Source organism: Kitasatospora cineracea (assembly GCF_003751605.1).
Classification (GTDB): Bacteria; Actinomycetota; Actinomycetes; order Streptomycetales; family Streptomycetaceae; genus Kitasatospora; species Kitasatospora cineracea.
Window position 1 is genome coordinate 1,405,204 of the sequence record NZ_RJVJ01000002.1, and the last position, 23,808, is coordinate 1,429,011.

Consider the following 23,808-nt stretch of genomic DNA (forward strand, 5'->3'; position numbering starts at 1 on the left):
AACGGGGGCACTATGGCGATCGAACTGCCCGGTGAGGTGGTGGACTTCCTGTCCGTCATCGGAATCAACTGGCCGACGGTGAACGAGGACAAGGTCCGTGAGTTCGCGGGCCACGTGCGGGAGTTCGCGGACAACGTGGACGCCTCGCACCAGCAGTCGACGGCGACGATCCAGCAGCTGGGACAGGCCTACGAGGGCGCCTCCTACGAGGCGCTGCTGACCAAGTGGGCCTCGGTCTCCGACAGCCACCTGAACGAGCTGGTGCAGGCGTGCCACGTGGTGGCGACCGCGCTGGACGTGGCCGCCGACGTGATCGTGGCGATGAAGGTCGAGACGATCGGCGAGCTGATCGCGCTGGCCGCGGCGTTCATCGCCGACCAGGCCGCGGCGGTGGCGACGCTGGGCGCGGCGGAGGCGGCGGTGATCCTCATCGAGGAGGCCGCCAAGCGCCTGATCAACTACCTCGAACAGCAGTTGGAGCAGTACATCATCGGCCAGGTGATCGAGGCCGCGATCGGCCCGCTGGTGGACACCGTGGCGAACGCGGTGTCGGGGATGGTGTTCCAGGCCGCCGAGTCCGCCCTCGGCGCCTCCGGCGGCGGGGGCGGGGGGACGGGTTTCCGGATCGATCCGGACGCGCTGGACGAGCACGCGCGGATGATGCACGACCACGCCGAGACCGTCGCCGGGCACGCCCAGGCGTTCCAGTCCAAGCTCGCCGGGGTGAGCTTCGAATGAGCAACCAGATCGTCAAAGCCCTCGAACACGGCGCGCAGAAACTCGGCAAGACCCTCGCCGAGGACGCCGGCAAGGCGCTGAAGGGCTTCTACCGCAAGGCCGGCGACAACCTGAAGACCGTCGCCAAGAACACCCGCGAGATCGAGGAGAAGCACGCCAAGGACCTCGCCAAGATCCTCAAGGGCGAAGGCAAGGACGGCGTCCCCCACCCCCGCTCGGGCAGTGGCGGCGGGCGCGGTTCCGCCCCGCACAACGAGGGCCGGGGCCGGGACCGGGTCGCGGACCCGCACAAGCCGGGCCGCCCGCCCGAGTCGCGCTGCCAGGGCGGCGAGCCGGTCGACATGGCGACCGGCCTGATGTTCATCGAGCAGCAGGACCTCGCGCTGCCCGGCGTGCTGCCGCTGCTGTTCAAGCGCTCCTACGAGTCCGACCACCAGGCCGGCTGGTGGATGGGCCCGCGCTGGTCCTGCACCTTCGACGAGCGGCTGGAGATCGACGCCGAGGGCGTCGTCCACCTCACCCCCGACCGCACCGCCCAGGCCTACCCGCACCCCGCGCCCGGCGAGCCGGTCCGGGCCGCCGTCGGCTCCCGGCTGGACCTCGAACTCGCCCCGGACGGCGGCTACACGCTGACCGACCACGCCGGCGGCCTGGTCAAGGAGTTCACCCGCCGCCCGGCCGGGGACGTCGCCCTGCTGACCGGCATCCGGGACCGGACCGGCCACCGGGTCGACCTGGTCCACGACGCCGACGGCGCGCCGCTGAGCATGGCGCACTCCGGCGGCTACCGGGTGCTGGTGACCGTCGACGCCGGCCGGATCACCGCGCTGCGCCTGGCCGGCGCGGGCGAGGAGGGCCGCGACCTGCTGCTGGCCCGGTACGGCTACACCGACGGGCACCTGAGCTCGGTCTACAACTCCTCCGGCAAGCCGCTGCGCTTCACCAACGACGCCACCGGCCGGATCACCGCCTGGACCGACCGCAACGGCACCGAGTACCGCTACACCTACGACGGCCGGGACCGGGTGATCGACGAGGGCGCCGCCGACGGCACCCTGCGCTTCCACTTCACCTACGGCGAACCGGACCCGGACACCGGCCTGCGGACCACCACCGAGACCAACGCCCTCGGCCGCACCACCACCTACACCGTCAACGAGCGCCACCAGATCACCGCGATCACCGACCCGCTCGGGAACACCACCCACTACGAGCGCGACGAGTACGACCAGCTCCTGTCGCGCACCGACCCGCTCGGCCGCACCACCCACTACGAGCGCGACGGCGTCGGCGACCTGATCGCCGTCACCCGCCCCGACGGCCTGCAGTCCACCGCCGCCTACTTCGGCGACACCAACCTGCCCACCGAGATCACCCGGCCCGGCGGCCAGACCTGGCAGCAGACCTACGACGAGAGCGGCCTGCGCACCTCGGTCACCGAACCGACCGGCGCCACCACCCTGTTCCGGTACGACGAGCACGGCCACCTGGCCGCCGTCACCGACCCGCTCGGCCACACCACCCTGGTCCGCTGCGACCCGGCCGGCCTGCCCGTCGAGGTCACCGACCGGGCCGGCGGCACCAGCCGCTACCAGCGGGACGCCTTCGGCCGGGTGGTCGCCGTCACCGACCAGCTCGGCCACACCACCCGGCTGGCCTGGACCGCCGAGGGGCTGCTGAGCTCGTACACCGCGGCCGACGGGGCCGCCGAGAGCTGGGCGTACGACGACGAGGGCAACCTGCTCGCGCACACCGACCGCCTCGGCCGGACCACCGCGTACGAGTACACCCCGTTCGAGACGGTGGCCGCCCGGACCGACCCGGACGGCACCCGGCTGGCCTTCGGCTACGACGCCGACATGAACCTGGTCTCGGTCACCAACCCGCTCGGGCAGACCTGGACCTACACCTACGACGCGGCCGGGCGGCTGGTCGGCGAGCAGGACTTCCACGGCCGGTCCGTCGGCTACCGGCTCGACGGCGCCGGGCAGTTGGTCGCCCGCACCACCCCGACCGGCGGCCAGGTCCACTACGCCTACGACGTGCTGGGCCGACTGACCGCCAAGGACGCCGACGGCGCCCGCACCGTCTACGGCTACGACCTGGCCGGGCACCTGGTCCGGGCCACCGGCCCGGACGCCGACGTGCTGCGCACCGTCGACCCGCTCGGCAACCTGCTCACCGAGACCGTCGACGGCCGCACCCTCACCCACACCCGCGACCGGCTCGGTCGCAGCGTCCGCCGCACCACCCCCGGCGGCCACGCCAGCGACTGGTCCTACGACCCGGAGGGCCGCCGGACCTCGCTGGCCACGCCGGACGGCGCCCTGGAGTTCCGCTACGACGCGGCGGGCCGGGAGCACGAGCGCACCATCGGCGAACGGCTCACCCTGGCCAGCAGCTGGGACACCGAGCAGCGGCTGACCGGCCAGATCCTCCGCTCCGAGCACGGGGTCCTGCAGCGCCGCGACTACCGCTACCGCGCCGACGGGGTGCTGACCGGCATCGACGACCGGCTCAACGGCCTGCGGGAGTTCGAGCACGACGCCGCGGACCGGGTCACCGCCGTCCGGGCCGGCGACTGGCACGAGTCCTACGCCTACGACGCGGTCGGCAACCTCACCGACGCCGACTGGCCCGCGACCGGCGGCACCGAGGCCGCCGTCGGCGCCCGCACCTACAGCGGCACCCAGCTCACCACCGCGGGCCGGGTCCGGTACGAGTACGACGCCGCGGGGCGGATCGTCCTGCGCCAGGTCACCCGGCTCTCCCGGAAACCCGACACCTGGCGCTACACCTGGGACACCGAGGACCGCCTCACCGGCGTGACCACCCCGGACGGCACCCGCTGGCGCTACCTGTACGACCCGTTCGGGCGCCGGACCGCCAAGCACCGGCTGGCCGCCGACGGAAGCACCGTCGAGGAGCGCACCCGGTTCACCTGGGACGGCTCGGTGCTCGCCGAGCAGACCACCGAGGCCCCCTACCTCCCGGGCCCGCACACCCTCAGCTGGGACCACAAGGGCCTGCAGCCGCTCGCCCAGACCGAGTCCCTCACCGACCAGGACCAGGTCAACCGCCGGTTCTTCGCCATCGTCACGGACCTGGTCGGCACCCCCACCGAACTCGTCGACCCGGCCACCGACGCCATCGCCTGGCGCGCCACCCCCACGGTCTGGGGCCACACCACCTGGCCGTCCGACAGCACCACGTACACGCCGCTGCGCTTCCCCGGCCAGTACTTCGACCCCGAGACGCGGCTGCACTACAACCTCAACCGCTACTACGACCCCGAGACCGCCCGCTACACCAGCCCCGACCCGCTCGGCCTCTCCCCCGCCCCCAACCCCGACGGCTACGTCCACAACCCGCACACCTGGTGCGACCCGCTCGGCCTCACCGGCGAGGAGGTCCCCGACCTCAAGAAGCACCTGATGGACCTGGGGAAGAAACGGGTCGCCAAGGTCGGGGAGGGCCTCGGCGAGGACGACAGGGCGCCGGGCGCCTACACGGTCGGCCGGGACCGCACCACCGGTAAGGTCTACTACGGTGAGAGCGGCCCGGAGACCGGGCACCACCAGAAGGTGTCCGAGGCGCTGCCGTCCGAATCGCAGCGGGAGGACCACCGCCCGCCCGGGGTGTGCGGCGAGCCCAGGATGTTCACCAACGCGATCAAGGACGGCGCGGATCCGAAGAACATCGACCTGGTGACCGTCAACGCCAAGGGCAAGAAGTTCAAGATGTGTGAGAACTGCGGAAGTTGGGTTCCCGACTTCGGAGGCGAGGTGCTGACCGGATGACCGGCAACGACGAGCGCGAGGGCCTCCCGGCCCTCCGGGAGACACTGGGCGGCGCGGCCCGGATCGAGGTGCACCCGCTCGACGTCGCGGACGCCTGCCGGCAGTACGTCGAGGACGGCTACGAAGTCACCGACCTGCTGCGGGAGTTCCTCGCCGCCTGGGGGGAGCTCACGGTGACCTGGCAGTTCCGGGAGCGGGACGTGGTGCTCACCACCGCGGTCGGGCCGACCCTGGAGGCCGCCCACGCCACGCCGCGCAACCTGGGGATCTTCGGCCGGCGGCTGGGCCGGCGGGTCGCCCTGGTCGGCACCGTGTTCGACACCGAGGAGGCCGTCCTGCTCACCGAGGACGGGGACGTCCTGCTGGCCGGCGACGTCGGCTTCCAGCGGGTCGCCAACGGCTTCGCGGAGGCGCTCCGGCGGCTGGTCGCCGCCGACTACGACCGGACGTTCTTCTGGCCCGACCCGCCGGCGCCCGCCGCCGGCCAGGCCCCGTCCGACCTGGGCTGACCGGCCGTCAGCCCAGGTCGCGGCGGCGCAGCCCGGCCAGGGCGACGGCCGCCGTGAGGGCGGTCAGCGCGGTGATCCAGAGCAGCGGGGCCGCGTCGAGCCGGCCGCCGGGCAGGTGCGGGAGGTGGCTGAACGGGGAGAGGTCGAGGACGGCCTGCGGGACGCGGAGGATCGGGCCGAGCCAGGCGACCAGCACGAACACGCCGAACCCGGTCCAGCCCGCGGCCGCCCGGTGCGGCAGCAGGGCGTACCCGGCGAGGGCGGCGGCCGCGGTCAGCCAGACCGCGGGGAGCTGGACGAGGGTGGCGCCGAGCATCCGGCCGACCGCCGGGCCGGTGCCGTGGCCGAGCGCCAGGCCCTCGGCCAGGCCCGCGGTGAGGCCGGCGGCGGCCAGCGGCAGGGCGGTGCCCAGCAGCGGGAAGAGCAGGTGCCCGGCGGCCCAGCACAGCCGGGAGACGGCGCCCGCCAGGACGGGTTCGGCCCGGCCGGAGACCTCCTCGGCGCGCATCCGCAGCACCGCCTGGACCGCGTACACGGCGGCGACCATGCCGAACACGGTGGCGATGCTGGACAGGTAGGCGTTCAGCACGCCCTGCTGCCCGCCCATCCGGGCCAGCACCTCGGCCATCTGCGGGTTGTCGCCGACCAGGTCGACCACGCCCTTGGCGACGCCGCCGAACACCGCGCCGCCGACTGCCAGGGCCGCCGTCCAGCCGAGCAGCGGGCCGCGCTGCAGGCGGCGGGCCAGGGCGGCGGCGCTCGCCAGTGCCGGGGCGGCGGCGGCCGGGCCGGGGCGCTGCGGGAGCAGTCCGGCGCCCAGGTCGCGGCGGGCGACCAGGGTGCGGGCCAGGGCGGTGAGCAGGGCGGCGCCGGCCAGCGGGAGCAGCAGCACCCACCAGCGGTTCGCGGCGAACGCCCGGACCTGCTCGGACCAGCCGAGCGGGGAGAGCCAGCCGAGCCGGCCGGTGCCGGTGCCGGAGTCGCCGATCGCGCGCAGCACGAAGGCGGCGCCGACGGCCGCGCCGGCCAGGCCGTTGGCGGCCCGGGCGGTCTCGGCGAGCTGGGCGGTGACGGCGGCCAGCGCGGCGAAGAACAGGCCGGTGGCGCCGAGCGAGAGGCCGAACGCGAGCGATCCCGCGGCGTCCTGACCGGCCGTCAGCAGGGCGGCGGCGACCAGCGCGGCCAGCGCGGCGTTCGCGGTGAGCGCGGCGGCCAGGGCGGCGGTGAGCGGGGCGCGGCGGCCGACGGCGCCCGCGCCGACCAGTTCCAGGCGGCCGTCCTCCTCCTCGGCGCGGGTGTGCCGGACGACCAGCAGGGTCGACATCAGGGCGGCCAGCACGGCGCCGAACACGCCCATCCGCCAGGCGGTCAGGCCGCCGGTGGTGGAGCCGTCGAAGACCGGGCCGTACAGGGCGCGCAGCGAGCCGTTGCCGTCGATGCCGGCCGCGAAGGTCCGTCGGGAGGCTTCGTCGGCGTACAGCTTGTCGAAGGAGAAGGCGGTGGAGGCGACCATGGCGGTGCCGAGGTACACCCACACCGGGAGGGCGATCCGGTCGCGGCGCAGGGCGAGGCGGTAGAGGACGCCGGTGCCGGCGAGGTCGTGGCCGCCGGTGGCGGTCGGGGCGCCGCCGCTCACCGGACGGCCGTCGCGGCGGGTTCGCCGGTGCCGCCGCCGTCGCCCTCGTAGTGGCGCAGGAACAGCTCCTCCAGCGTGGGCGGGCGGCTGGCCAGGGTGCGCACGCCCACCGCGTTGAGTTCGGTGAGGAGTTCGCCGAGCCGGTCGGTGTCGACCTGGCAGCGCAGCCGGTGGCCGTCGACGACCAGGTCGTGGGCGTAGTCGGGGCGGGGCGGGGGCCCGGCGAGTTCGGCGTCGATCGAGGTGCGGGTGAGGTGGCGCAGGCCGGCCAGGGTGCCGGTCTCCACGGTGCGGCCGGCCCGGATGATCGAGACCCGGTCGCACAGGGCCTCCACCTCGGACAGGATGTGGCTGGAGAGCAGCACGGTGGCGCCCCGGTCGCGGGCCTCGGCGACGCAGGCCCGGAACACCTCCTCCATCAGCGGGTCGAGGCCGGAGGTGGGTTCGTCCAGGATCAGCAGGTCGACGTCGGAGGCGAACGCGGCGACCAGGGCGACCTTCTGGCGGTTGCCCTTGGAGTAGGCGCGGCCCTTCTTGGTCGGGTCGAGTTCGAACCGCTCCAGCAGGGCGGTGCGGCGGGCCGGGTCCAGGCCGCCGCGCAGCCGCCCGAGCAGGTCGATCGCCTCCCCGCCGGAGAGGTTGCGCCACAGCGTCACGTCGCCGGGCACGTAGGCGAGCCGGCGGTGCAGCGGCACCGCGTCGCGCCAGGGGTCGCCGCCGAGCAGGGCGGCGGTGCCGGAGTCGGCGCGCAGCAGGCCGAGCAGGACGCGGATGGTGGTGGACTTGCCGGAGCCGTTGGGCCCCAGGAACCCGTGGACCTCGCCCTGTTCGACCGTGAGGTCCAGACCGTCCAGGGCGCGGGTGCGGCCGAAGGCCTTCACCAGGCCGGACACCGAGATGGCGGTTGTCATGGGATCGACGCTACTCTTGTTTCACAGATTCGTGAAGTTACTGAAAGCTGTGGATCTCCGCGGGTCGGCGGGGAGCCGCGGACCGGACGGGAGGCGGGCGGCAAGTGGGCGACGTGGACGGGAGCGGGCAGCGGGATCCGGCGGTGGTGGCCGAGTTCGTGGAGCGGTTCGCCACGATCCTGGTCGACGCGGGCTTCCCCCGGATGCCCGCCCGGGTGCTCACCGCCCTGCTGACCTCCGACTCCGGCCGGCTCACCTCCGCCGAGCTCGGCGAGCTGCTCCGGGTCTCCCCCGCCGCGGTCTCCGGCGCCGTCCGCTACCTCGCCCAGGTCGACCTGGTCGGCCGCGAACGCGAACCCGGCTCCCGCCGCGACCGCTACCGGGTCCACGACCACGTCTGGTACGAGGCCACCGCCAACCGCGACCGCACCCTGCTCCGCTGGGAGGCCGGTCTGGCCGACGGCGTCGAGGCGCTCGGCGCGGACACCCCCGCCGGGCGGCGCCTCGCCGACTCCCTGGAGTTCTTCGGCTTCCTGCGGGTCGAGCTGGCCGACATGATGCGGCGCTGGCGCGAGCGGCGCCCCTGACGGGCCGTCAGCCCGGGTAGGCGGGGGCGACGGCGGAGCGGACCAGGCGGACCGGGGTCCCGGTGCCGTCGGCGGGGACGGTCCACAGGTCGGAGCCGTAGTCGCCGGGCATCGAGTACAGCAGGGTGTGGTCGTCGGACCACAGGGCCTGGTCGTCGATGTTGCGCTGCTCGGCGGTCGCGGTCTCGGCCATGGTGGCCAGGTCCAGCACGTACAGCCGCCAGGGGGCGGCCGGGTCGGCGCCCTCCACCCGCTTCTTGTAGGCGACCCGGGTGCCGTCCGGCGACAGCGAGGGGCACTCGACGTTCTGGTGCAGGGTGGTGAGGGTGCGGGCCGCCAGGTCGCCCCTGACCAGGTAGGTCCGGCCGCCGGTGGCGACCGTCGCGTAGAAGCCGCCGTCGTCGGCGAAGGTGACGCCCCAGACGTTGACGTCGGACGCCTGCACCGGGTGCCCGTCCTCGACCAGCCGGAAGTTCTCCAGGTTGTCGTAGAACTGCCAGGTGCGGGTGTCGACGATCGCGGTGCGGGTGGAGAAGTTCGTGCCCGCGTACGAGTCGCCGCTGACGAACACCGTCCAGCCCACCAGGTGCCCCGACGGGGAGACCCGGGCCCGGGTCGGGATGCCCGGCGCGGGGAAGCGCCTGACCTCGTGCAGCGAGGAGTCCAGCACCGAGGCGTGGTACGTGTCGTCCAGCGCGCCGTGCTCGGCCTGCAGGCAGATGCCGGTGCCCGCGGCGGCGTGGAAGCGCAGGCACTTCACCCCGGAGGCGGTGCGCGGGCCGTCGGGGTCGGCGGCGGGCACCGCGGCGATCTCGTCCCGGTGCGGGCCCCAGGCCAGGTTGCGCAGCAGCAGCTGCCGGCCGCCCGCCCCGTCCAGCGAGACCCGGCCCTCGCGGACCGGCGGCCCGCCCGCCTGCTCCTGGTCCCGGCGGTCGGAGCGCTGCCCGGCCCACCACACCGCGCCGGTGCCGACACCGGCCAGCAGCAGCACGGCGACCAGCAGCACCAGCAGCTTGCGCCGGACGGACACCGGCGCGGGCCCGTCCGGGCCGGGCTCGGGCGTCCCGTCGGAGACGGGGTCGACGGTGGCGGGAGCGGTCATGCCGGGTCCTCCGGGCAGGTGGGGGGACGGGGAGACGGGGTGACGGGCGGTCAGGGGGCCGTGGTGGCCGGGGCCGTGGGGCGCAGCAGCCAGGTCGCGGCGAGGGCGGCGGCGGCGAGCGCGGCCGCGGTGGCGGCGAGGGCGGGGCGGGGGCCCCAGAGCGACCAGGCGGCGCCGAAGGCGAGCGAGCAGGTGAAGCGGGCCAGCGCCTGGCCGGTGCCGACCAGGGCCTGGCCGGCGCCCTGCTGCCCGTCGGGGACGGTGGCGGCGGTGGCGGCGGCGAGGACGCCGTCGGTGGCGGCGTAGAAGGTGCCGTGCAGCAGCAGGACCGCCGCGGCGGCGGGCACGCCGGACAGCGGGGAGAGGACGACGGCGTAGCCGCAGAGCAGCACGGCGTGGCCGAGCAGGAACAGGGTGCGGCGGCCGATCCGGTCGGCGACCAGCCCGAGCGGGACGGCGAGCAGCAGGAAGACCGCGGCGGTGCCGAGCGGCAGCAGCGGGAACAGGTGCGCGGGCAGGCCGAGTCGGCGCTGCAGCAGCAGGTAGAGGAAGGAGTCGCTGACGGTGGTGAGGCCGAGCAGCACGGCGGCCAGGGTGAGCCGGCGCAGCGCGGGCCGCGCCAGCAGGGCGCACGCGTCGCGCAGGGTGGGCTTCGGGGCGGAGGCGTCGGCGGGGGGCTGCCCGGCCCGGGTGATCCGGCCGGGCACGAACAGCACCAGCAGCAGCACGCCGAGCACCGCGACGCAGCCGGAGACGGTGAACACGGCGCCGTAGCTGGAGAGTTCGGTGCGGTCGTCGGCGATCCGCAGGACCGCGAAGGCCAGCAGCGGGCCGATCAGCGCGCCGGTGGTGTCCATCGCGCGGTGCACGCCGAACGCCCGGCCGCGGTGCTCGGGGGCGGTGGCCAGCGAGATCATCGCGTCCCGGGGGGCGGTGCGCAGGCCCTTGCCGGTGCGGTCGACGGCCAGCACGCCGCTGATCAGCGGCAGGGTGTGGACCAGCAGCAGCAGCGGCTTGCACAGCGCGGACAGGCCGTAGCCGAGTCCGGCGACCAGTTTGTGGCCGCGGCCGCCGCGGTCGGCGAGGTGGCCGCCGAGCAGGCGCACCAGCGCGCCGACGCCGTTGTTGATGCCGTCGAGCAGGCCGAAGCCGAGCGGGGACAGGCCCAGCGCGGTGACCACGTACAGCGGCAGGACCGCGCCGACCATCTCGGAGGAGACGTCGGTGACCAGGCTGACCGCGCCGAGCGCGAGCACGGTGCCGGGGACGGCGGCGCGCCGCCCCGAACCGGAGTTCGGGGCGACGGCCGCGGCGCGGTCACTCTTCGTGGAGCGGGCGTCCGCGAGGTACATCGGGCGTCAGTTCCAGATGCCGGTGATGTCGGTGGCGGAGGCGGCGTTGCCGGCGTGGGCGGTCAGGCCGGCCAGGTCCTCGAGGGTGCGCAGCACGTTGTAGTGGTTGTAGGTGGTGGCGCTGCTGGAGCCCGGGGTGACGTGCTGGCCGTAGAACAGGGTCGGGATCCGGTTGCCGGAGAGGCTGTTGTCCTCGTCGAAGGTGACGACCAGCAGGCTGTTGTGGGTCTGCGCCCAGGTGGCGTAGGCGCCGAGGTTGTTCTTGATCCAGGTGTCGCCGGTGGTCACCGAGCAGTCGTGCATGTCGTTGCACAGGTTCGGCACCACGAAGGAGACCTTCGGGAGCTTGGTGTAGTCGGTGGGGAACTGGGCCATCGTGTACGCGGTGCTGGTGGGCACGTTGGAGAAGCCGAACCACGGGTTGTGCTTCTGCGCGTACTTGCCGCTGGAGTTGGAACAGGTGGTGGAGCCCTGGCTGGGCAGGCCCTCGTTGTAGGAGCCCCAGCTCCGGCCGGAGGCGATCAGCTCGGAGGCCAGGTTGGGCGCGCTCATCGAGCCGACGGAGACGCAGCTGTCGTCGGTGCGGCCCTGGTTGGAGCCGGAGAACAGCATGTAGTAGTTGGGCTCCGACGGGTGGGTCAGGCCGTAGGACTGGGTCAGGTTGGCGCCGCCCGCCTTGATGGTGTTGTTCAGGTACGGGGCGCTGGAGCTGCCGATGACCTGGCTGTACGCGTGGTTCTCCATCACCACGACGATCACGTGGTCGGGGGTGGGCAGCGCGGCGGCCTGCGCGGTGCTGCCGGCGGCGGCCCACAGGCCGAACGAGGTGGCGGCGAGGGCGACGGCGCTGCCGGCCGCGGTCAGGCGGCGCTTGGTGCGGCGGCTGAGCTGAGCGGACATGTCGGTGGTCCTCCGTGGCGGGGAAGGTGCCGGACAGGGGTGGTGGAGCGCCCGAAAGGCTAGGGCGGGGTCCGTGGCCGCCGGGACTTTTGACACATGAAGAACAAGCGAACGGTTGGCTGGGCGACTTCGGTCCGCCGACGCTTTTCGGCCAGCCGGGCGACGCTTCTCACACCTGTCCCGATTGACCCTGCTCGGACCGACATGGTGGGATTCCTGGCGGCCCGGCGGCACGCCCGGCCCGGAGCGGAACGGACGGGGAGGGCCGAGCAGCACGTGGACGCGGACGGCGCACCCGACGGCCCGGCGCGCGCCCCCCGGCTGGTGCTCGGCCTCGGACTGCGGCGCGGCACCCCCGCCGCCGACCTGCTGCGCACCGTCGACGCGGCGCTCGCCGCCCTCGGCCTCGACCGCACCGCGCTGGGGAGCGCCGCCACCCTCGACAGCAAGCTCGCCGAGCCCGGACTGCTGGCCGCCGCAAGGGAGTTGGGCCTCCCGCTGACCGGCCACCCGGCCGCCGTGCTGGCCGCCGTCCCGGGGCCCGGCGGCTCCGCCCGGGTCGCCGCCGCGGTCGGCACCCCCAGCGTCGCCGAGGCCGCCGCCCTCGCCTCGGCCGGGCCCGGCGCACGCCTGCTCGCGCCGCGCACCGCCACCGCCTCGGCCACCGCCGCGCTCGCCGCCCCGCCCCAGGAGGACAACAGGTGAACCAGCAGCCCGATCTGCGCCATCACGGCGACGCCGAGGTCCGCTCCGCGGGCCTGGTCGACCTCGCCGTGAACGTCCGCACCGGCACCCCGCCGGCCTGGCTGCACGCCCGTCTCGCCGCGACCCTCGCCGACCTCGCCGCCTACCCCGACGGCACCGCCGCCCGCGCCGCCGTCGCCGCCCGGCACCGCCGCCCGGTCGGGGAGGTGCTGCTCACCGCGGGCGCGGCCGAGGCGTTCGTGCTGCTGGCCCGGGTGCTGCGGCCGCGCCGCGCCACCGTCGTGCACCCGCAGTTCACCGAACCCGAGGCGGCGCTGCGGGACGCCGGGCACACCGTCCACCGCGTCCTCCTCACACCGGAGCAGGGCTTCCGCCTACTGCCCGGGGCGGTCCCCGAGGACGCCGACCTGGTGGTGGTCGGCAACCCCACCAACCCCACCTCCATCCTGCACCCGGCCGCCGCCCTGGCCGAGCTGGCCCGGCCCGGGCGCACCCTGGTCGTCGACGAGGCGTTCATGGACACCGACCCCGGCGAGAGCCAGAGCCTCGCCGCCGTCCGCGGCCTGCCCGGCGACGTGGTCGTGCTGCGCAGCCTCACCAAGACCTGGGGGCTGGCCGGCCTGCGGATCGGCTACCTGCTCGCCCCCGCCCCGCTGGTCGCCGCCCTGGCCGCCGCGCAGCCGCTGTGGCCGGTCTCCACGCCCGCGCTGGCCGCCGCCGAACTCTGCTCCGCCCCGGCCGCCCTGGCCGAGGCCGAGCAGGCCGCGCGCACCACCGCCGCCCACCGCGCCCACCTGCTGGCCGGCCTCGCCGCCCTGCCCGGCGTCCGGGTCCACGGCACCCCCGCCGCGTCCTTCGTCCTGGTCCGCCTCCCGGACGCCGCCGCCGTCCGCACCCGCCTGCGCGAGGCCGGCTACGCCGTCCGCCGCGGCGACACCTTCCCCGGCCTCGGCCCCGACTGGCTGCGCGTCGCCGTCCGCGACCCGGCCACCACCGACGGCTTCCTCGCCGCGCTGGCGAAGGCGCTCCCGGACGCCGGGCCGACGGGCCGCTGACGGCCGGGGCCGTTCAATACACCGGGGCCGTTCAGTACACCGGGGCCGTTCAGTACAGGCGCACCCGGTCGCCGGGCTCGACCGTGCCCGGGGTGAGCACCTGGGCGTAGACGCCCAGGCACGGCAGGGGCGGCAGTTCGGGCAGCGGCCGGACCCGGTTGTGCCGGGCGGGGCGGCGCAGCGCCTCCGGGTCGGCGGGCAGCGGGCCGTGCGCGAGGGTGGGGACGGCGCAGCGCGGGGTGCGGGCGATGATCCGCAGGCGCAGTTCGGCGCCGACGGCGAGTTCGCGGCCGGTCCAGTCGTTCTCCGACCAGGGCTCGCCGTCGTGCTCGATCACCAGGTTGGGGCGGTAGCGGGCGGCGGGGGCGCCGGCCAGCGTGGCGGTGGTGACCAGGTGCAGCGGGGCGAAGTCGAAGAAGCTGCCGGGCTCCGCGGCGCTGCCGAACTCCTGGACGGTGTAGTCGACTTCGGCGTCGATCCCGGCGGCCAGCACCTGCTCGGGGACGGAGCGGCGCAGGGTCGAACCGGGCGGCCGCTCGTCGATCAGCCGGACGGGGCGGCCGAGCAGTGCGGAGAGCGCGGCGTCGTCGAGTTCGGCGCCGTCGGGGCCGGTGATCCGCACCCCGGCGTCCTTGCTCTCGGCGCGCAGGGTGAGCAGGCGGCGCCAGGTGCGGGGCTCCTTGGCGCTGGCGATCCGGCCGTCGGTGAGGTCGAGCAGGGCGTAGCGGCGGTCGCCGTCGAGGCCGCGGCCGTCGATCCGGGCCCGGGCGACCTCCTCGCCGAGCAGCGATTTGACCGGGTGGCGGCGCAGCGTGTGGAGGATCAACTCTTGTTCCTTCCGGCCCAGTCGGCGAGGGCGGTGAAGTCGGCCGGCCGCAGGCCGAAGCGGTGGTCGACGGTCAGAGTGAGGGCGGGCGCCGGGTGGTGGGCGGCGATCCAGGCGGCGTCCTGCGGCCCGGTCTCGTCGTCCACCCAGGCGAACGGCCGGCCGGCGGCCCAGGCGACCAGGTGACGGGTCTTCCAGTGCAGGCCGTCGGGGTCGCCGTGGTGCATGGACGGCCAGTCCACGTACGGGAGTTCGGGCAGGCCGAGCAAGGGGGCGAGGTGCTCGTTGGCCTCGTTCTTCCAGGTGGTGGCCCAGACCAGTTCGTAGGGCAGGGCGCGCAGTGCCGGGCCGTGGTCGGGGTGCAGCCAGACCCGCAGCGGCTTCGGGTTGCGGATGCCGGAGGCGCGCTGGCGCTCGCGCCAACTGCCCACCGGGACGCGGTGGGTGAGGTAGCCCTCGGGCCGGCGGTAGGGGCTGCCGACGTACGGGGCGAGCGGGCCGTCGACGTCGAGCATCAGCAGCGGGCGGGCCATCAGGCCGCCTTCGCGGCGAGCCAGGCCCGGGCGGCGGCGATCCGGCGGCCGGTGCTGGGGTGGGTGGCGAGGAGCAGTTCGACCGCCCGGGGCGGGTACGGGTCGGCGACGTTGGTGACCGCGAGGCGGCGCTGCATGGCGATGAACTGCTCGGCGTCGCCGGTGAGTTCGAGCGCGTGCCGGTCGGCGCGGGTCTCGATCCGGCGGCTGGCGGCGCACTGCGCGGGGACGCTGAGCGCGCCGAGCAGGGCGGCGAGGGCGGCCAGCAGCGGCAGCGAACGCGGGTCCTGGGCGTCGGCGGCGCCGGCCGCGTCCAGCAGCGGGCGCCAGGCCAGCAGGGCGGCCAGCACCGGCACCGCGACGGCCGCGCCGAGTGCGCCCAGGGCGGTGCCGGTGGCGACGTCCCGGTGCTTGACGTGGCCGAGCTCGTGGGCGGCGACCAGTTCGACCTCGCGCGGGTCGGCGGCGGACAGCAGGGTGTCGTAGACGACGATCCGCCGGGTCGGGCCGAACCCGGAGACGTACGCGTTCAGCGCGGTGGTGCGGCGGGACGCGTCGGCGACCAGCACCTCGCGCACCGCGATGCCGTCCCGGCGGGCCAACTCCAGCAGGGCGGTGCGCAGTTCGCCCTCCGCCAGCGGGGTGAACCGGTTGAACAGCGGCTCCAGCACCAGCGGGTGCAGGAAGGACAGCGCGACGGCCAGCAGCGCGGCCCCCACCGCCCCCGGCACCCACCAGCGGCCCGGCGACCACCCGATCAGCGCGTACAGGCCCAGCGCCAGGGGCAGGAACAGTGCGAGCGTGACGGCGGTGCCGCGCAGCACGTCCACCGCCCAGCCGCCCCAGCCCTGGGTGACCAGGCCGTACCGGACCGAGACCGCCCGCACCCGGGCCGAGAACGGCAGCGTCACCGCCCGGCCGAGCAGCACCAGCGCCGCGCTCCCCGCCAGCACCTGTGCCGCCCAGCTCCCGCCGAACCACCCCCCGACCGCGCCCACCAGCCCCGCCCCGGCCGCACTGAACCCCAGTACCGCGCTCAGCCCCAGCGAGGCCAGCTGCCCGCCCAGCACCCACGGCAGCCGGGCCCGGCGCAGCGCCCGGCCACGGGCCAGCTCCGACGGGGTGAAGTCGGCGTCGGTGGACGCGGTGTCAGCCATGGCCCCAGCCTAGGGCGCCCCGCACCCGGTTATCCCGCCGAGCGCAGCGCGGCCGTGAACCAGGGCGGTCACCGGGGCCGGGCCGGCGTGCCGATCGCCACGGCCCGTCGCTGTCCGTGCCGTTCACGGCGTCCGCCGTGCCGTCTCCCTTGGCGGGAGGCTCAAGCGGCGGCAAACCCTTGGAGCCGGGCGGAGGGGGCGGCCTACGATGGCCGGATGGTCGAGGAGAGCTTGCGGGTGGCGCTGGAGTTCCGGCGGGCCTTCGCCCGGCGGCAGGCTGCCGAGGTGGTGGAAGTGCCGGGCGGTTTCGCGGTGTTGAGCGAGGAGTTCAGGTACTCGCACGAGCACAACCAGCTGGTGCTGGACGCCCCGCCGAGCGGGGTGGACGTGGCCGGGCTGGCCGAGGACGTGCTGGGGCACCTGGAGCACCGGCGGATCTCGGTGTTCGACGACGCGTCCGCCCTGGCGCTGGCGCCCGGGCTGGCGGCGGCCGGGTACCGGCACGAGACCGAGGTGGTGATGGTGCACCGGGGGCCGGTGCCGCCCGGCGGCGGCGCCGGGCCGGTCGCCCTGGACGAGCTGGCCCCGGCGCTGGAGCGGCAGTGGCGCTGCTGGCTGCCGTGGGCGGCGGACGAGTCGATCGCCCAGCTGGTCGGCCGGCGCACCGCGCGGGCGGCGGGCGCCGAGCGGGTGCTGACGCTGGCCGCCCGGGACACCGACGGCGAGTTCGGCTCCTGGGCCGACCTGTACCAGGACGCCGCGGGCACCGCCCAGGTCGAGGACCTGGCCACCGCCGAGCACCACCAGCGCCGCGGCCTGGCCGACGCCGTGCTGGCCACCGCGCTGCGGCTGGCCGCCGACCGGGCCCCGGACGGCCTGCGCTTCCTGGTCGCCGACGCCGAGGACTGGCCGCAGCAGTGGTACGCCCGGCGCGGTTTCGGCCCGGTCGGCCGCACCCACGGCTTCGTCCGGATGTAGCGGCAGCGGCAGGACGGAACGACGGCGCCCGCCGGCCCCCTTCGCGGGGGAACGGCGGGCGCTCGTCGTGTGGTGCCTGCGGGGGCGGAGGTCAGACCTGGCCGGCCTTCTCCAGGGCCTCGCAGCAGGTGTTGACGATCAGGCGGGTGACCACGTACGGGTCGACGTTCGCGTTCGGGCGGCGGTCCTCGATGTAGCCCTTCTGGTCCACCTCGACCTGCCACGGGATGCGGACCGAGGCGCCGCGGTCGGACACGCCGTAGGAGTAGACGTTCCACGGGGCGGTCTCGTGCTTGCCGGTCAGGCGGGACTGGATGTCGTCGCCGTACTGGTTGACGTGCTCCAGGACCTTCTCCTGGGAGGCGCCGAGCGACTCGCAGGCGGTGATGATGGGCTCGTAGCCCTCGCGCATCGCCTTGGTGGAGAAGTTGGTGTGCGCACCCGCACCGTTCCAGTCGCCGCGGACCGGCTTGGCGTCGAGGGTGGCGTCGATGCCGAACTCCTCGGAGGTGCGGTAGAGCAGGTAGCGGGCGATCCACAGGTCGTCCGAGACGGTCAGCGCGTCGACCGGGCCGATCTGGAACTCCCACTGGCCGGGCATGACCTCGGCGTTGATGCCGCAGATCGCCAGGCCGGCGTCGATGCAGCGGTCGAGGTGCAGCTCGACGATCTCGCGGCCGAAGACCTCCTCGGCACCCACGCCGCAGTAGTAGCCGCCCTGCGGGGCCGGGTAGCCGCCCTCGGGGAAGCCGAGCGGGCGGGAGCCCTTGAAGAAGGTGTACTCCTGCTCGATGCCGAAGATCGCCTCCTGGCCGGCGTAGCGCTCGGCGACCTCGCGCAGCGCGGCGCGGGTGTTGGTGACGTGCGCCTCACCGTTGGTCTCGAAGACCTCGCACAGCACCAGGATGTTCTCGCCACCGCGGATCGGGTCCTTGACGACCTTCACCGGCTTCAGCACGCGGTCCGAGGCGTGGCCCTCGGCCTGGTTGGTCGAGGATCCGTCGAAGCCCCAGGTGGGGATCTTGTCGGCGTTCGGCAGCACCCGGGTCTTGGAGCGGAGCTTGGCGGTCGGCTTCGTGCCGTCGATCCAGATGTACTCGGCCTTGATCGCCATTGCGGTGATCCTCACTGCTCGGGTGGTGGGTGCCCGCGTAGCGTCGCAAGCCGCCGTTTCCCGGTTGTTCCTCCTATGTAACGCCCATGTGAACCAACGGTCCGCAGCGGCACGCTCACCCACGGAGAGTGCCCGTCTCGACATCCGGGCGCAACACCGGGACGCAAGGGGCGGAACGGGCGCCCGGCCGCCGCCCGTTCCGCGTCCGGTCAGCGGTGCCGCGCGTGCGCCGCCCGCCGCCGGCGGGTCATCCACACCGCGGCGCCGCCGGCCACCAGCAGCGTCCCGCCGCCCGCGGCCAGCACCGTGCTGCCCGAGGAGCCGGTGTACGCCAGTTCCTCGCCGGCCCCCTTCGGCACCGCCCGGTTCTGCGCGGACGCCGGGGCGGACGCCGGGGCGGAGGGCCCGGTCGACGGCGCGGGCGAGGAGGCCGCCGCCGGGGCGACCGCCGGCACCGGCTTGCGGCAGGACACCGAGGCGACCGTGACGGTGCCGTTCACCTTCGCCACGTTGAGGTTCAGCGGGTTCAGCGCGATCTTCACCTCCAGCGCGGAGGCCGCCGCCGTGCTGCTGGTCACGGTCTTCCTGGCGAACTCGACGTCCACCGTGCCGATCGCCGGAACGTCCACGTGGGTGGGCGAGTTGAGGCCGACCGTGACCGACCGGCCGAGCACCGTGAGCCTGGCGGGGGCGGTGACGTTCGCGGTCGGCTGCCCGTCCACCGGGCAGTTCGCCTCGGCGCTCATCGCCTCCAGGCCGAGCAGGGTGGTCAGCGGCAGACCGGGCACGTGCACGTCCGCGTTGACCAGCTTCACGGACGCGGTGGCCAGCCTGTCGTCCGCCTTCGTCACCGACGTGCCCACCCCGGCCTTGACCAGCGTCACCGGCCGCCCGCCGTCCACCCCGTCCACCGTGGCGGTCAGCATCGCGCCGTCCCGCTGCGCGGGCGACTCCACCTTGTTCAGCGCCACGTCGACCGGCACGTTCACCGTGTTCAGCAGCGTGACGTCCAGGGCCAGTTGAGCTGTCACCGCACTGGCCTTCCCCGGCTGCGCGGGCGTCCCGCCGGCCTCGGTGGCGAAGGCGGCGGGCAGCGGCAGGGCGACCGCGAGGGCGGTCGCCGCGAGAGCCGGGGCGGCGACCGAACGCAGAACAGACATGACAGGAACCCCCACACGTGGTGAACGGAAGAGCGCGCCCGCGACCTCACCCGGCGCTCCGCACGGGGAGGGGACTCGCGCTCTCGACTGGCGCCAGTCTCTTCGAACAGTGCGTCACTCCAGCAACACGGAGCGTCAGTTCACTCCTTCGGGTGAGGTTGACGCTCCGGACTGACCGTTTCCGGAAACATTCCGGCCAGCGGGGAAAGCCCCGGCGGACACCGCCCGACCCCCGCCGCCGGCCCGTGCCCGGCCCGTACCGCCGAACGGGGTGCTCCCGCGTGTCCCGTCCGCGCCGCCCGCGGCGCCGGTGCCAGGGTGGGGAACCCGTGCCACCGGCCCTCCGTCGGGGGGCCGGGGCCGGACGGCGGAACGACCGCCGCCCGGTGGGCCGCGGAGAGGGTGGAGGTGGGCGCGTGCCCCGGGTTCCGCTGTTGTCGCTGCGCGGGATCAGCAAGTACTACGGCGCCGTCCGGGCCCTCGACTCGGTCGACCTCCAGGTGGACCGCGGCCAGGTGCTCGGCCTGGTCGGCGACAGCGGCTCCGGCAAGAGCACCCTGGTGAAGGCCGTCTCCGGGGTCGGCCCGCCGGACGCGGGCACCATCGAGTGGGAGGGCGTCCCGGTCGAGCTGCGCCGGCCCGCCGACGCCCGGCGGCTGCGGATCGCCACCGTCTACCAGGACCCCTCGCTGGTCGACCGGCTGGACGCGGTCGCCAACCTCTACCTCGGCCGCGAGCTGCGCCGGTTCGGGGTGCTGCGGGAACTGGAGATGGAGAAGCGCGCCCTCGCCCTGTTCGACGAACTCGAGCTCCCCCTCCCCAGCGTCCGGGTCCCGGTGGGGGCGCTCAGCCTGGGCCAGCGCCAGGCCGTCGCCATCGCCCGGGCCCTGATCGGCCGGCCCGAACTCGTGCTCCTCGACGAACCGACCGTCGCGCTCACCGTCGAGCAGACCGTGCAGATGCTCGACCTGATCCGCCTGCTGCGCTCCCGGGACCACGCGGTGATCATGGTCAGCCACAACCTGGACGACGTCCAGGCCGTCGCCGACCGGATCGCCGTCCTGCGGCTCGGCCGCAACGGCGGCCTGTTCGAGGCCCGGTACACCAGCCAGGAGCAGCTCGCCGCGGCCATCAGCGGCGGCCACCCGCTCGCCGTGACCCTCCAGCAGAGCCTGCTGCCGCGCGACCTGCCCGCCCAGGACGCCGTCGAGGCCGCGCACCGCTACCTGCCCGCCCACGCCGGGGTCGGCGGCGACTGGTTCGACGTCATCCCGCTCTCCGGCGCCCGGGTCGCCCTGGTGGTCGGCGACGTGGTCGGCCACGGCCTGCACGCCGCCGCCACCATGGGCCGGCTGCGCACCGCCGTGCACAACCTCGCCATGCTCGACCTGCCGCCCGACGAACTCCTCACCCACCTCGACGAGGTGGTCGCCCGGATCGACGAGGAGGAGACGGCCGGCGGCCGGGAGGGCGCGATCATCGGCGCCACCTGCCTCTACGCGGTCTACGACCCGGTCTCCTGCCGCTGCCTGCTCGCCCGGGCCGGGCACCTGCCGCCCGTCCTGGTGCACCCCGACGGCACGGTCGAGATCCCCGACACCCCCGCCGGGCCGCCGCTGGGCCTGCGCGGCCTGCCGTTCACCACCGTCGAGCTCGCCATCCCCGAGGACAGCCGGCTGGTCCTCTACACCGACGGGCTGGTGGAGTCCCGCACCCACGACATCGACGTCGGCCTGGGCCGGCTCCGCGCGGCCCTCGCCCACCCCGGGCGCAGCCCCGAACAGACCTGCCGGGCCGTGCTGGACGCGATGCTGCCCGCCGACTCCGCCGACGACATCGCCCTGCTGGTCGCCCGCACCCTGGCGCTGCCGCGCGACCGGATCGCCGAGTGGAACGTCCCGCCCGACCCCGCCGCGGTCGCCGCCGGCCGGGCCGCCGCCACCGCCCGGCTGCGCCACTGGGGCCTGGAGGAACTGGTGACGGGCACCGAGCTGATCCTCAGCGAACTCGTCACCAACGCCATCCGGCACGGCAGCCCCCCGATCGGGGTGCGCCTGCTGTACGGGCGGACCCTGATCTGCGAGGTCGCGGACGCCAGCAGCACCTCGCCCCGGGTCCGGCTGGCCGCCGGCACCGACGAGGGCGGGCGCGGCCTGTTCCTGGTCGGCCAGATCGCCCAGCGCTGGGGCACCCGCTACACCGAGGCCGGAAAGGTCATCTGGACCGAGCAGAAGCTCCCCTGACCGGCCCCGGCGGCCGCGCGTCCGGGCTCAGGCCAGCCGCCAGTCCACGGGCCGGCCGCCCTGCCGGACCAGCAGGTCGTTGGCCCGGCTGAACGGCCGGGAGCCGAAGAAGCCGCCGTCCGCGGAACGGGGGCTGGGGTGGGCGGACTCGATGCTGGGCACCTGGCCGAGCAGCGGCCGCAGTTCGCGGGCGGGACGGCCCCAGAGGATGGCCACCAGCGGGCCGCCGCGGGCCGCCAGCGCCCGGATCGCCTGGTCGGTGACGGCCTCCCAGCCCTTGCCGCGGTGCGCGTTGGTCACCCGGGCCTGGGTGGTGAGCGCCCGGTTGAGCAGCAGGACGCCCTGCTGCGTCCAGGGGGTGAGGTCGCCGCTGGACGGCACCGGCAGGCCGAGGTCCTGGTTCAGCTCCCGGTAGATGTTCTCCAGGCTGTACGGCGGCCGGACCCCGGGCGCCACCGAGAAGCTGAGCCCCACCGCGTGCCCGGGCGTCGGGTACGGGTCCTGTCCGACGATCAGCACCCGGACGTCCGCGAACGGCTGCTGGAAGGCCCGCAGGATCTGCGGGCCGGGCGGCAGGTAGGTGCGTCCGGCCGCGAGTTCGGCGCGCAGGAAGTCGCCCATCGCGGCGACCTGTCCGGCGACCGGCTCGAGGGCCTGGGCCCAGCCGGGTTCAACGATTTCGTGCAAGGGTCGAGCAGCCATGACGGAAGCCTATCGGCCGCGCTGACAACCGGAGTTCGCGCGGCCCCTCACCCCTCGTCGCCGGCCGCCGCCGGTCGCTGCCAACGCGGCGCCCGGTCGTCCGGCCGGTCCGGGGCGGCGAAGTGGAACGGGACGCCGAGGGCGGCGGCCAGCTCGCGGCCGAGGCGGTCCGCGGCGGCCGCGGCGGCCGGACGGGCGCCGGCAGGGTCGGCGACGGGGGCGCCCGCGGGGCCGTCGGCGCCGAGGTAGCGGGCACCGTTGGCCCGGTACACGGTCAGCAGGCGGTGGTCGCGGGTCTCGCCGACCGCCAGCAGGTCGACGAACCAGCCCTGGACGGTGTCGCCGTCCCAGACCGCCTCGACGGCCAGGACCGGCTCGGGGACGGCGGCCGCCCGCCGGGCCGCCTCCTGCGGGTCCAGGGGCCGCTTCGCGGGGTCGTCGACCCGGTCGCCGTAGTGCGCGCAGCGCGCTCCGACGATCGCCTCGGCCTGGCGGAGGCCGATGCCGTGGCTCGCCCGGCCCTCCTCCAGCAGGACCTTCATCGCCATCACCGACCGGAACCGCAGCACCAGCCCGTCCACCCGTCCGCGGACCTCCGGCGGCAGCGTCTCCCACCAGGCGAGCGCCTCGGCCTCGGTCGGCTCCGCGCTCACGCCACCCGCCCGTTGAGCACCACGCGGGTCGGCGCGGCCAGCACCCGCAGATCGGCGCGGGGGTCGGCCTCGTAGAGGACGAGGTCGGCGGGGGCGCCCTCGGTCAGGCCGGGGCGGCCGAGCCAGCTGCGGGCCGACCAGGTGGCGGCGGCGAGGGCCTCGACGGGGGTGAGCCCGGCGCGGGTCAGTTCGAGGACCTCCTCGGCGACCAGGCCGTGGGCAAGCGAGCCGCCCGCGTCGGTGCCGACGTAGACCGGGATGCCGGCGTCGTGCGCGGCGCCGACGGTGTCGTAGCGGCGGGCGTGCAGCCGGCGCATGTGCGCGGACCAGGCCGGGAACTTGGCCTCGCCGCCGTCGGCGAGCTTCGGGAAGGTGGCGATGTTGACCAGGGTGGGGACGATGGCGACGCCGCGTTCGGCGAAGGCCGGGATCAGCTCCTCGGTCAGCCCGGTGGCGTGCTCGACGCAGTCGATGCCGGCGGCCAGCAGGTCGGGCAGCGACTCGGTGGCGAAGCAGTGCGCGGTGACCCGGGCGCCCTCGGCGTGGGCGGCGGCGATCGCCTCGGCGAGGGCGTCGCCGGGCCAGCAGGCGGCGAGGTCGCCCGCGCCGCGGTCGATCCAGTCGCCGACCAGCTTGACCCAGCCGTCGCCGCGGCGGGCCTCGGCGGCCGCGTACGCGGCGAGGTCGCCGGGCTCGATCTCGTGCGCGTAGTTGCGGATGTAGCGGCGGGTGCGGGCGATGTGCCGCCCGGCCCGGATGAGCTTCGGGAGGTCCTCGCGGTCGTCGATCCAGCGGGTGTCGGCGGCGGAGCCCGCGTCGCGGATCAGCAGGGTCCCGGCGTCCCGGTCGGTGAGCGCCTGCTTCTCGCTGGTGTCGCGGTCGACGGCGCCGTGCGCGTCCAGGCCGACGTGGCAGTGCGCGTCGACCAGGCCGGGCAGCGCCCAGCCGGTGAGGGTGGCGGACGGCTCGGCGGCGGGGCGCTCGAAGGTCACCCGCCCGTCCACGGACCAGAGTTCGTCCCGGACGTCGTCGGGGCCGACCAGCACCCGGCCCTTGATGTGCAGCACCGCACGGTCTGTCATGCCTGGCACTGTACTCGGCGCCGGTCACCGCCCGGCGGGCGATCTGCGGCAGACTGTTCGACAGC

At 75.1% G+C, this 23,808-nt stretch carries 20 protein-coding genes and 2 pseudogenes; 9 read left to right on the plus strand and 13 right to left on the minus strand.

Going from position 1 to position 23,808, the window contains the following annotated elements; all coding sequences use genetic code 11:
* Positions 1-12: 12 nt before the first annotated feature.
* The 3 genes from EDD39_RS32455 to EDD39_RS32465 are packed head-to-tail and all read left to right on the plus strand — an operon-like array spanning position 13 to position 5,047.
* Complete coding sequence (locus tag EDD39_RS32455) at positions 13-738, plus strand: WXG100-like domain-containing protein (protein WP_123562861.1); 726 nt, start codon at positions 13-15, stop codon at positions 736-738.
* Positions 735-4,538 carry a DUF6531 domain-containing protein gene (locus EDD39_RS32460; RefSeq protein WP_123562863.1) on the plus strand — a complete coding sequence of 1,268 codons (3,804 nt, stop codon included), beginning with the start codon at positions 735-737 and terminating at the stop codon, positions 4,536-4,538. The genes EDD39_RS32455 and EDD39_RS32460 overlap by 4 nt, the downstream gene beginning before the upstream one ends.
* The gene (locus EDD39_RS32465) at positions 4,535-5,047 is read left to right on the plus strand and encodes an SUKH-3 domain-containing protein (RefSeq protein ID WP_123562865.1); all 513 of its coding nucleotides are present in this window, start codon (positions 4,535-4,537) and stop codon (positions 5,045-5,047) included. Before EDD39_RS32460 ends, EDD39_RS32465 begins: the two co-directional genes overlap by 4 nt.
* Positions 5,048-5,054: 7 nt before the next feature.
* On the opposite strand, the gene EDD39_RS32470 is transcribed toward EDD39_RS32465, so the two are convergent.
* Positions 5,055-6,683 (minus strand): ABC transporter permease, encoded by a 1,629-nt coding sequence (locus EDD39_RS32470; protein ID WP_123562867.1) that lies wholly within the window; start codon positions 6,681-6,683, stop codon positions 5,055-5,057.
* Positions 6,680-7,594 carry an ABC transporter ATP-binding protein gene (locus EDD39_RS32475; RefSeq protein ID WP_123562869.1) on the minus strand — a complete coding sequence of 305 codons (915 nt, stop codon included), beginning with the start codon at positions 7,592-7,594 and terminating at the stop codon, positions 6,680-6,682. The genes EDD39_RS32470 and EDD39_RS32475 overlap by 4 nt, the downstream gene beginning before the upstream one ends.
* A gap of 104 nt (positions 7,595-7,698) precedes the next feature.
* Between EDD39_RS32475 and EDD39_RS32480 the strand changes: the two genes are divergently transcribed.
* The gene (locus EDD39_RS32480) at positions 7,699-8,181 is read left to right on the plus strand and encodes a GbsR/MarR family transcriptional regulator (protein ID WP_244257388.1); all 483 of its coding nucleotides are present in this window, start codon (positions 7,699-7,701) and stop codon (positions 8,179-8,181) included.
* A 7-nt stretch (positions 8,182-8,188) separates the two neighbouring features.
* Here EDD39_RS32480 and EDD39_RS32485 read toward each other — a convergent pair whose 3' ends face one another.
* From EDD39_RS32485 to EDD39_RS32495, 3 genes are read right to left on the minus strand one after another with little or no spacing between them, the layout of a single operon-like run.
* Entirely contained in the window at positions 8,189-9,283 is a 1,095-nt protein-coding gene (locus EDD39_RS32485) for a TolB family protein (protein WP_425269786.1), read from the minus strand.
* Between the two features lie 50 nt (positions 9,284-9,333).
* On the minus strand, positions 9,334-10,635 hold the full coding sequence (locus EDD39_RS32490) for an MFS transporter (RefSeq protein WP_123562873.1): 1,302 nt from the start codon (positions 10,633-10,635) through the stop codon (positions 9,334-9,336).
* Positions 10,636-10,641: 6 nt separating this feature from the next.
* Positions 10,642-11,535 carry an alkaline phosphatase family protein gene (locus EDD39_RS32495; protein WP_123562875.1) on the minus strand — a complete coding sequence of 298 codons (894 nt, stop codon included), beginning with the start codon at positions 11,533-11,535 and terminating at the stop codon, positions 10,642-10,644.
* 204 nt (positions 11,536-11,739) lie between these two features.
* Between EDD39_RS32495 and EDD39_RS32500 the strand changes: the two genes are divergently transcribed.
* Both EDD39_RS32500 and cobC read left to right on the plus strand, forming a co-directional pair.
* Complete coding sequence (locus EDD39_RS32500; RefSeq protein ID WP_244257389.1) at positions 11,740-12,240, plus strand: cobalamin biosynthesis protein; 501 nt, start codon at positions 11,740-11,742, stop codon at positions 12,238-12,240.
* Positions 12,237-13,295 carry an Rv2231c family histidinol phosphate aminotransferase CobC gene (gene cobC / locus EDD39_RS32505; RefSeq protein ID WP_123562877.1) on the plus strand — a complete coding sequence of 353 codons (1,059 nt, stop codon included), beginning with the start codon at positions 12,237-12,239 and terminating at the stop codon, positions 13,293-13,295. The genes EDD39_RS32500 and cobC overlap by 4 nt, the downstream gene beginning before the upstream one ends.
* 49 nt (positions 13,296-13,344) lie before the next feature.
* Here the strand turns inward: cobC and EDD39_RS32510 are convergent, their stop codons facing one another.
* The 3 genes from EDD39_RS32510 to EDD39_RS32520 are packed head-to-tail and all read right to left on the minus strand — an operon-like array spanning position 13,345 to position 15,811.
* Positions 13,345-14,121 (minus strand): MOSC domain-containing protein, encoded by a 777-nt coding sequence (locus EDD39_RS32510; protein ID WP_123562879.1) that lies wholly within the window; start codon positions 14,119-14,121, stop codon positions 13,345-13,347.
* The gene (locus EDD39_RS32515) at positions 14,118-14,654 is read right to left on the minus strand and encodes a hypothetical protein (protein WP_123562881.1); all 537 of its coding nucleotides are present in this window, start codon (positions 14,652-14,654) and stop codon (positions 14,118-14,120) included. Before EDD39_RS32515 ends, EDD39_RS32510 begins: the two co-directional genes overlap by 4 nt.
* Positions 14,654-15,811: a M48 family metalloprotease gene (locus EDD39_RS32520; protein ID WP_123562883.1), complete on the minus strand. Its 1,158-nt coding sequence runs from the start codon at positions 15,809-15,811 to the stop codon at positions 14,654-14,656. The genes EDD39_RS32515 and EDD39_RS32520 overlap by 1 nt, the downstream gene beginning before the upstream one ends.
* 216 nt (positions 15,812-16,027) lie before the next feature.
* On the opposite strand from EDD39_RS32520, the gene EDD39_RS32525 reads away from it, so the two are divergent.
* Positions 16,028-16,789 carry a GNAT family N-acetyltransferase gene (locus EDD39_RS32525; protein WP_123562885.1) on the plus strand — a complete coding sequence of 254 codons (762 nt, stop codon included), beginning with the start codon at positions 16,028-16,030 and terminating at the stop codon, positions 16,787-16,789.
* 91 nt (positions 16,790-16,880) lie between these two features.
* Here EDD39_RS32525 and glnII read toward each other — a convergent pair whose 3' ends face one another.
* Together glnII and EDD39_RS32535 are read right to left on the minus strand one after the other, a co-directional pair.
* Positions 16,881-17,903 carry a glutamine synthetase GlnII gene (gene glnII / locus EDD39_RS32530; RefSeq protein WP_123562887.1) on the minus strand — a complete coding sequence of 341 codons (1,023 nt, stop codon included), beginning with the start codon at positions 17,901-17,903 and terminating at the stop codon, positions 16,881-16,883.
* Between the two features lie 209 nt (positions 17,904-18,112).
* Positions 18,113-19,063: an SCO1860 family LAETG-anchored protein gene (locus EDD39_RS32535; protein ID WP_123562889.1), complete on the minus strand. Its 951-nt coding sequence runs from the start codon at positions 19,061-19,063 to the stop codon at positions 18,113-18,115.
* 416 nt (positions 19,064-19,479) lie between these two features.
* Here EDD39_RS32535 and EDD39_RS41625 point away from each other — a divergent pair.
* Positions 19,480-19,980: pseudogene (locus EDD39_RS41625) on the plus strand (ATP-binding cassette domain-containing protein); the annotation flags it as partial.
* Positions 19,981-20,205: 225 nt separating this feature from the next.
* A pseudogene (locus tag EDD39_RS41630) lies at positions 20,206-21,306 on the plus strand (SpoIIE family protein phosphatase); the annotation flags it as partial.
* A gap of 27 nt (positions 21,307-21,333) precedes the next feature.
* Here the strand turns inward: EDD39_RS41630 and EDD39_RS32545 are convergent.
* The 3 genes from EDD39_RS32545 to EDD39_RS32555 are packed head-to-tail and all read right to left on the minus strand — an operon-like array spanning position 21,334 to position 23,743.
* On the minus strand, positions 21,334-22,008 hold the full coding sequence (locus tag EDD39_RS32545) for a uracil-DNA glycosylase (RefSeq protein WP_123562893.1): 675 nt from the start codon (positions 22,006-22,008) through the stop codon (positions 21,334-21,336).
* A 47-nt stretch (positions 22,009-22,055) separates the two neighbouring features.
* Complete coding sequence (locus tag EDD39_RS32550; RefSeq protein WP_244257390.1) at positions 22,056-22,661, minus strand: hypothetical protein; 606 nt, start codon at positions 22,659-22,661, stop codon at positions 22,056-22,058.
* Positions 22,658-23,743, minus strand: coding sequence for an amidohydrolase family protein (locus tag EDD39_RS32555; RefSeq protein WP_123562895.1), 1,086 nt, complete (start codon positions 23,741-23,743; stop codon positions 22,658-22,660). The genes EDD39_RS32550 and EDD39_RS32555 overlap by 4 nt, the downstream gene beginning before the upstream one ends.
* Positions 23,744-23,808 lie beyond the last annotated feature (65 nt).

Coding starts and splice junctions, on each gene's coding strand:
- EDD39_RS32455 (WP_123562861.1), top strand. CDS start 13: ATGGCGATCGAACTGCCCGGTGAGGTGGTGGACTTCCTGTCCGTCATC.
- EDD39_RS32460 (WP_123562863.1), top strand. CDS start 735: ATGAGCAACCAGATCGTCAAAGCCCTCGAACACGGCGCGCAGAAACTC.
- EDD39_RS32465 (WP_123562865.1), top strand. CDS start 4,535: ATGACCGGCAACGACGAGCGCGAGGGCCTCCCGGCCCTCCGGGAGACA.
- EDD39_RS32475 (WP_123562869.1), bottom strand. CDS start 7,594: ATGACAACCGCCATCTCGGTGTCCGGCCTGGTGAAGGCCTTCGGCCGC.
- EDD39_RS32485 (WP_425269786.1), bottom strand. CDS start 9,283: ATGACCGCTCCCGCCACCGTCGACCCCGTCTCCGACGGGACGCCCGAG.
- EDD39_RS32490 (WP_123562873.1), bottom strand. CDS start 10,635: ATGTACCTCGCGGACGCCCGCTCCACGAAGAGTGACCGCGCCGCGGCC.
- EDD39_RS32495 (WP_123562875.1), bottom strand. CDS start 11,535: ATGTCCGCTCAGCTCAGCCGCCGCACCAAGCGCCGCCTGACCGCGGCC.
- EDD39_RS32500 (WP_244257389.1), top strand. CDS start 11,740: ATGGTGGGATTCCTGGCGGCCCGGCGGCACGCCCGGCCCGGAGCGGAA.
- EDD39_RS32515 (WP_123562881.1), bottom strand. CDS start 14,654: ATGGCCCGCCCGCTGCTGATGCTCGACGTCGACGGCCCGCTCGCCCCG.
- EDD39_RS32520 (WP_123562883.1), bottom strand. CDS start 15,811: ATGGCTGACACCGCGTCCACCGACGCCGACTTCACCCCGTCGGAGCTG.
- EDD39_RS32525 (WP_123562885.1), top strand. CDS start 16,028: ATGGTCGAGGAGAGCTTGCGGGTGGCGCTGGAGTTCCGGCGGGCCTTC.
- glnII (WP_123562887.1), bottom strand. CDS start 17,903: ATGGCGATCAAGGCCGAGTACATCTGGATCGACGGCACGAAGCCGACC.
- EDD39_RS32535 (WP_123562889.1), bottom strand. CDS start 19,063: ATGTCTGTTCTGCGTTCGGTCGCCGCCCCGGCTCTCGCGGCGACCGCC.
- EDD39_RS32545 (WP_123562893.1), bottom strand. CDS start 22,008: ATGGCTGCTCGACCCTTGCACGAAATCGTTGAACCCGGCTGGGCCCAG.
- EDD39_RS32555 (WP_123562895.1), bottom strand. CDS start 23,743: ATGACAGACCGTGCGGTGCTGCACATCAAGGGCCGGGTGCTGGTCGGC.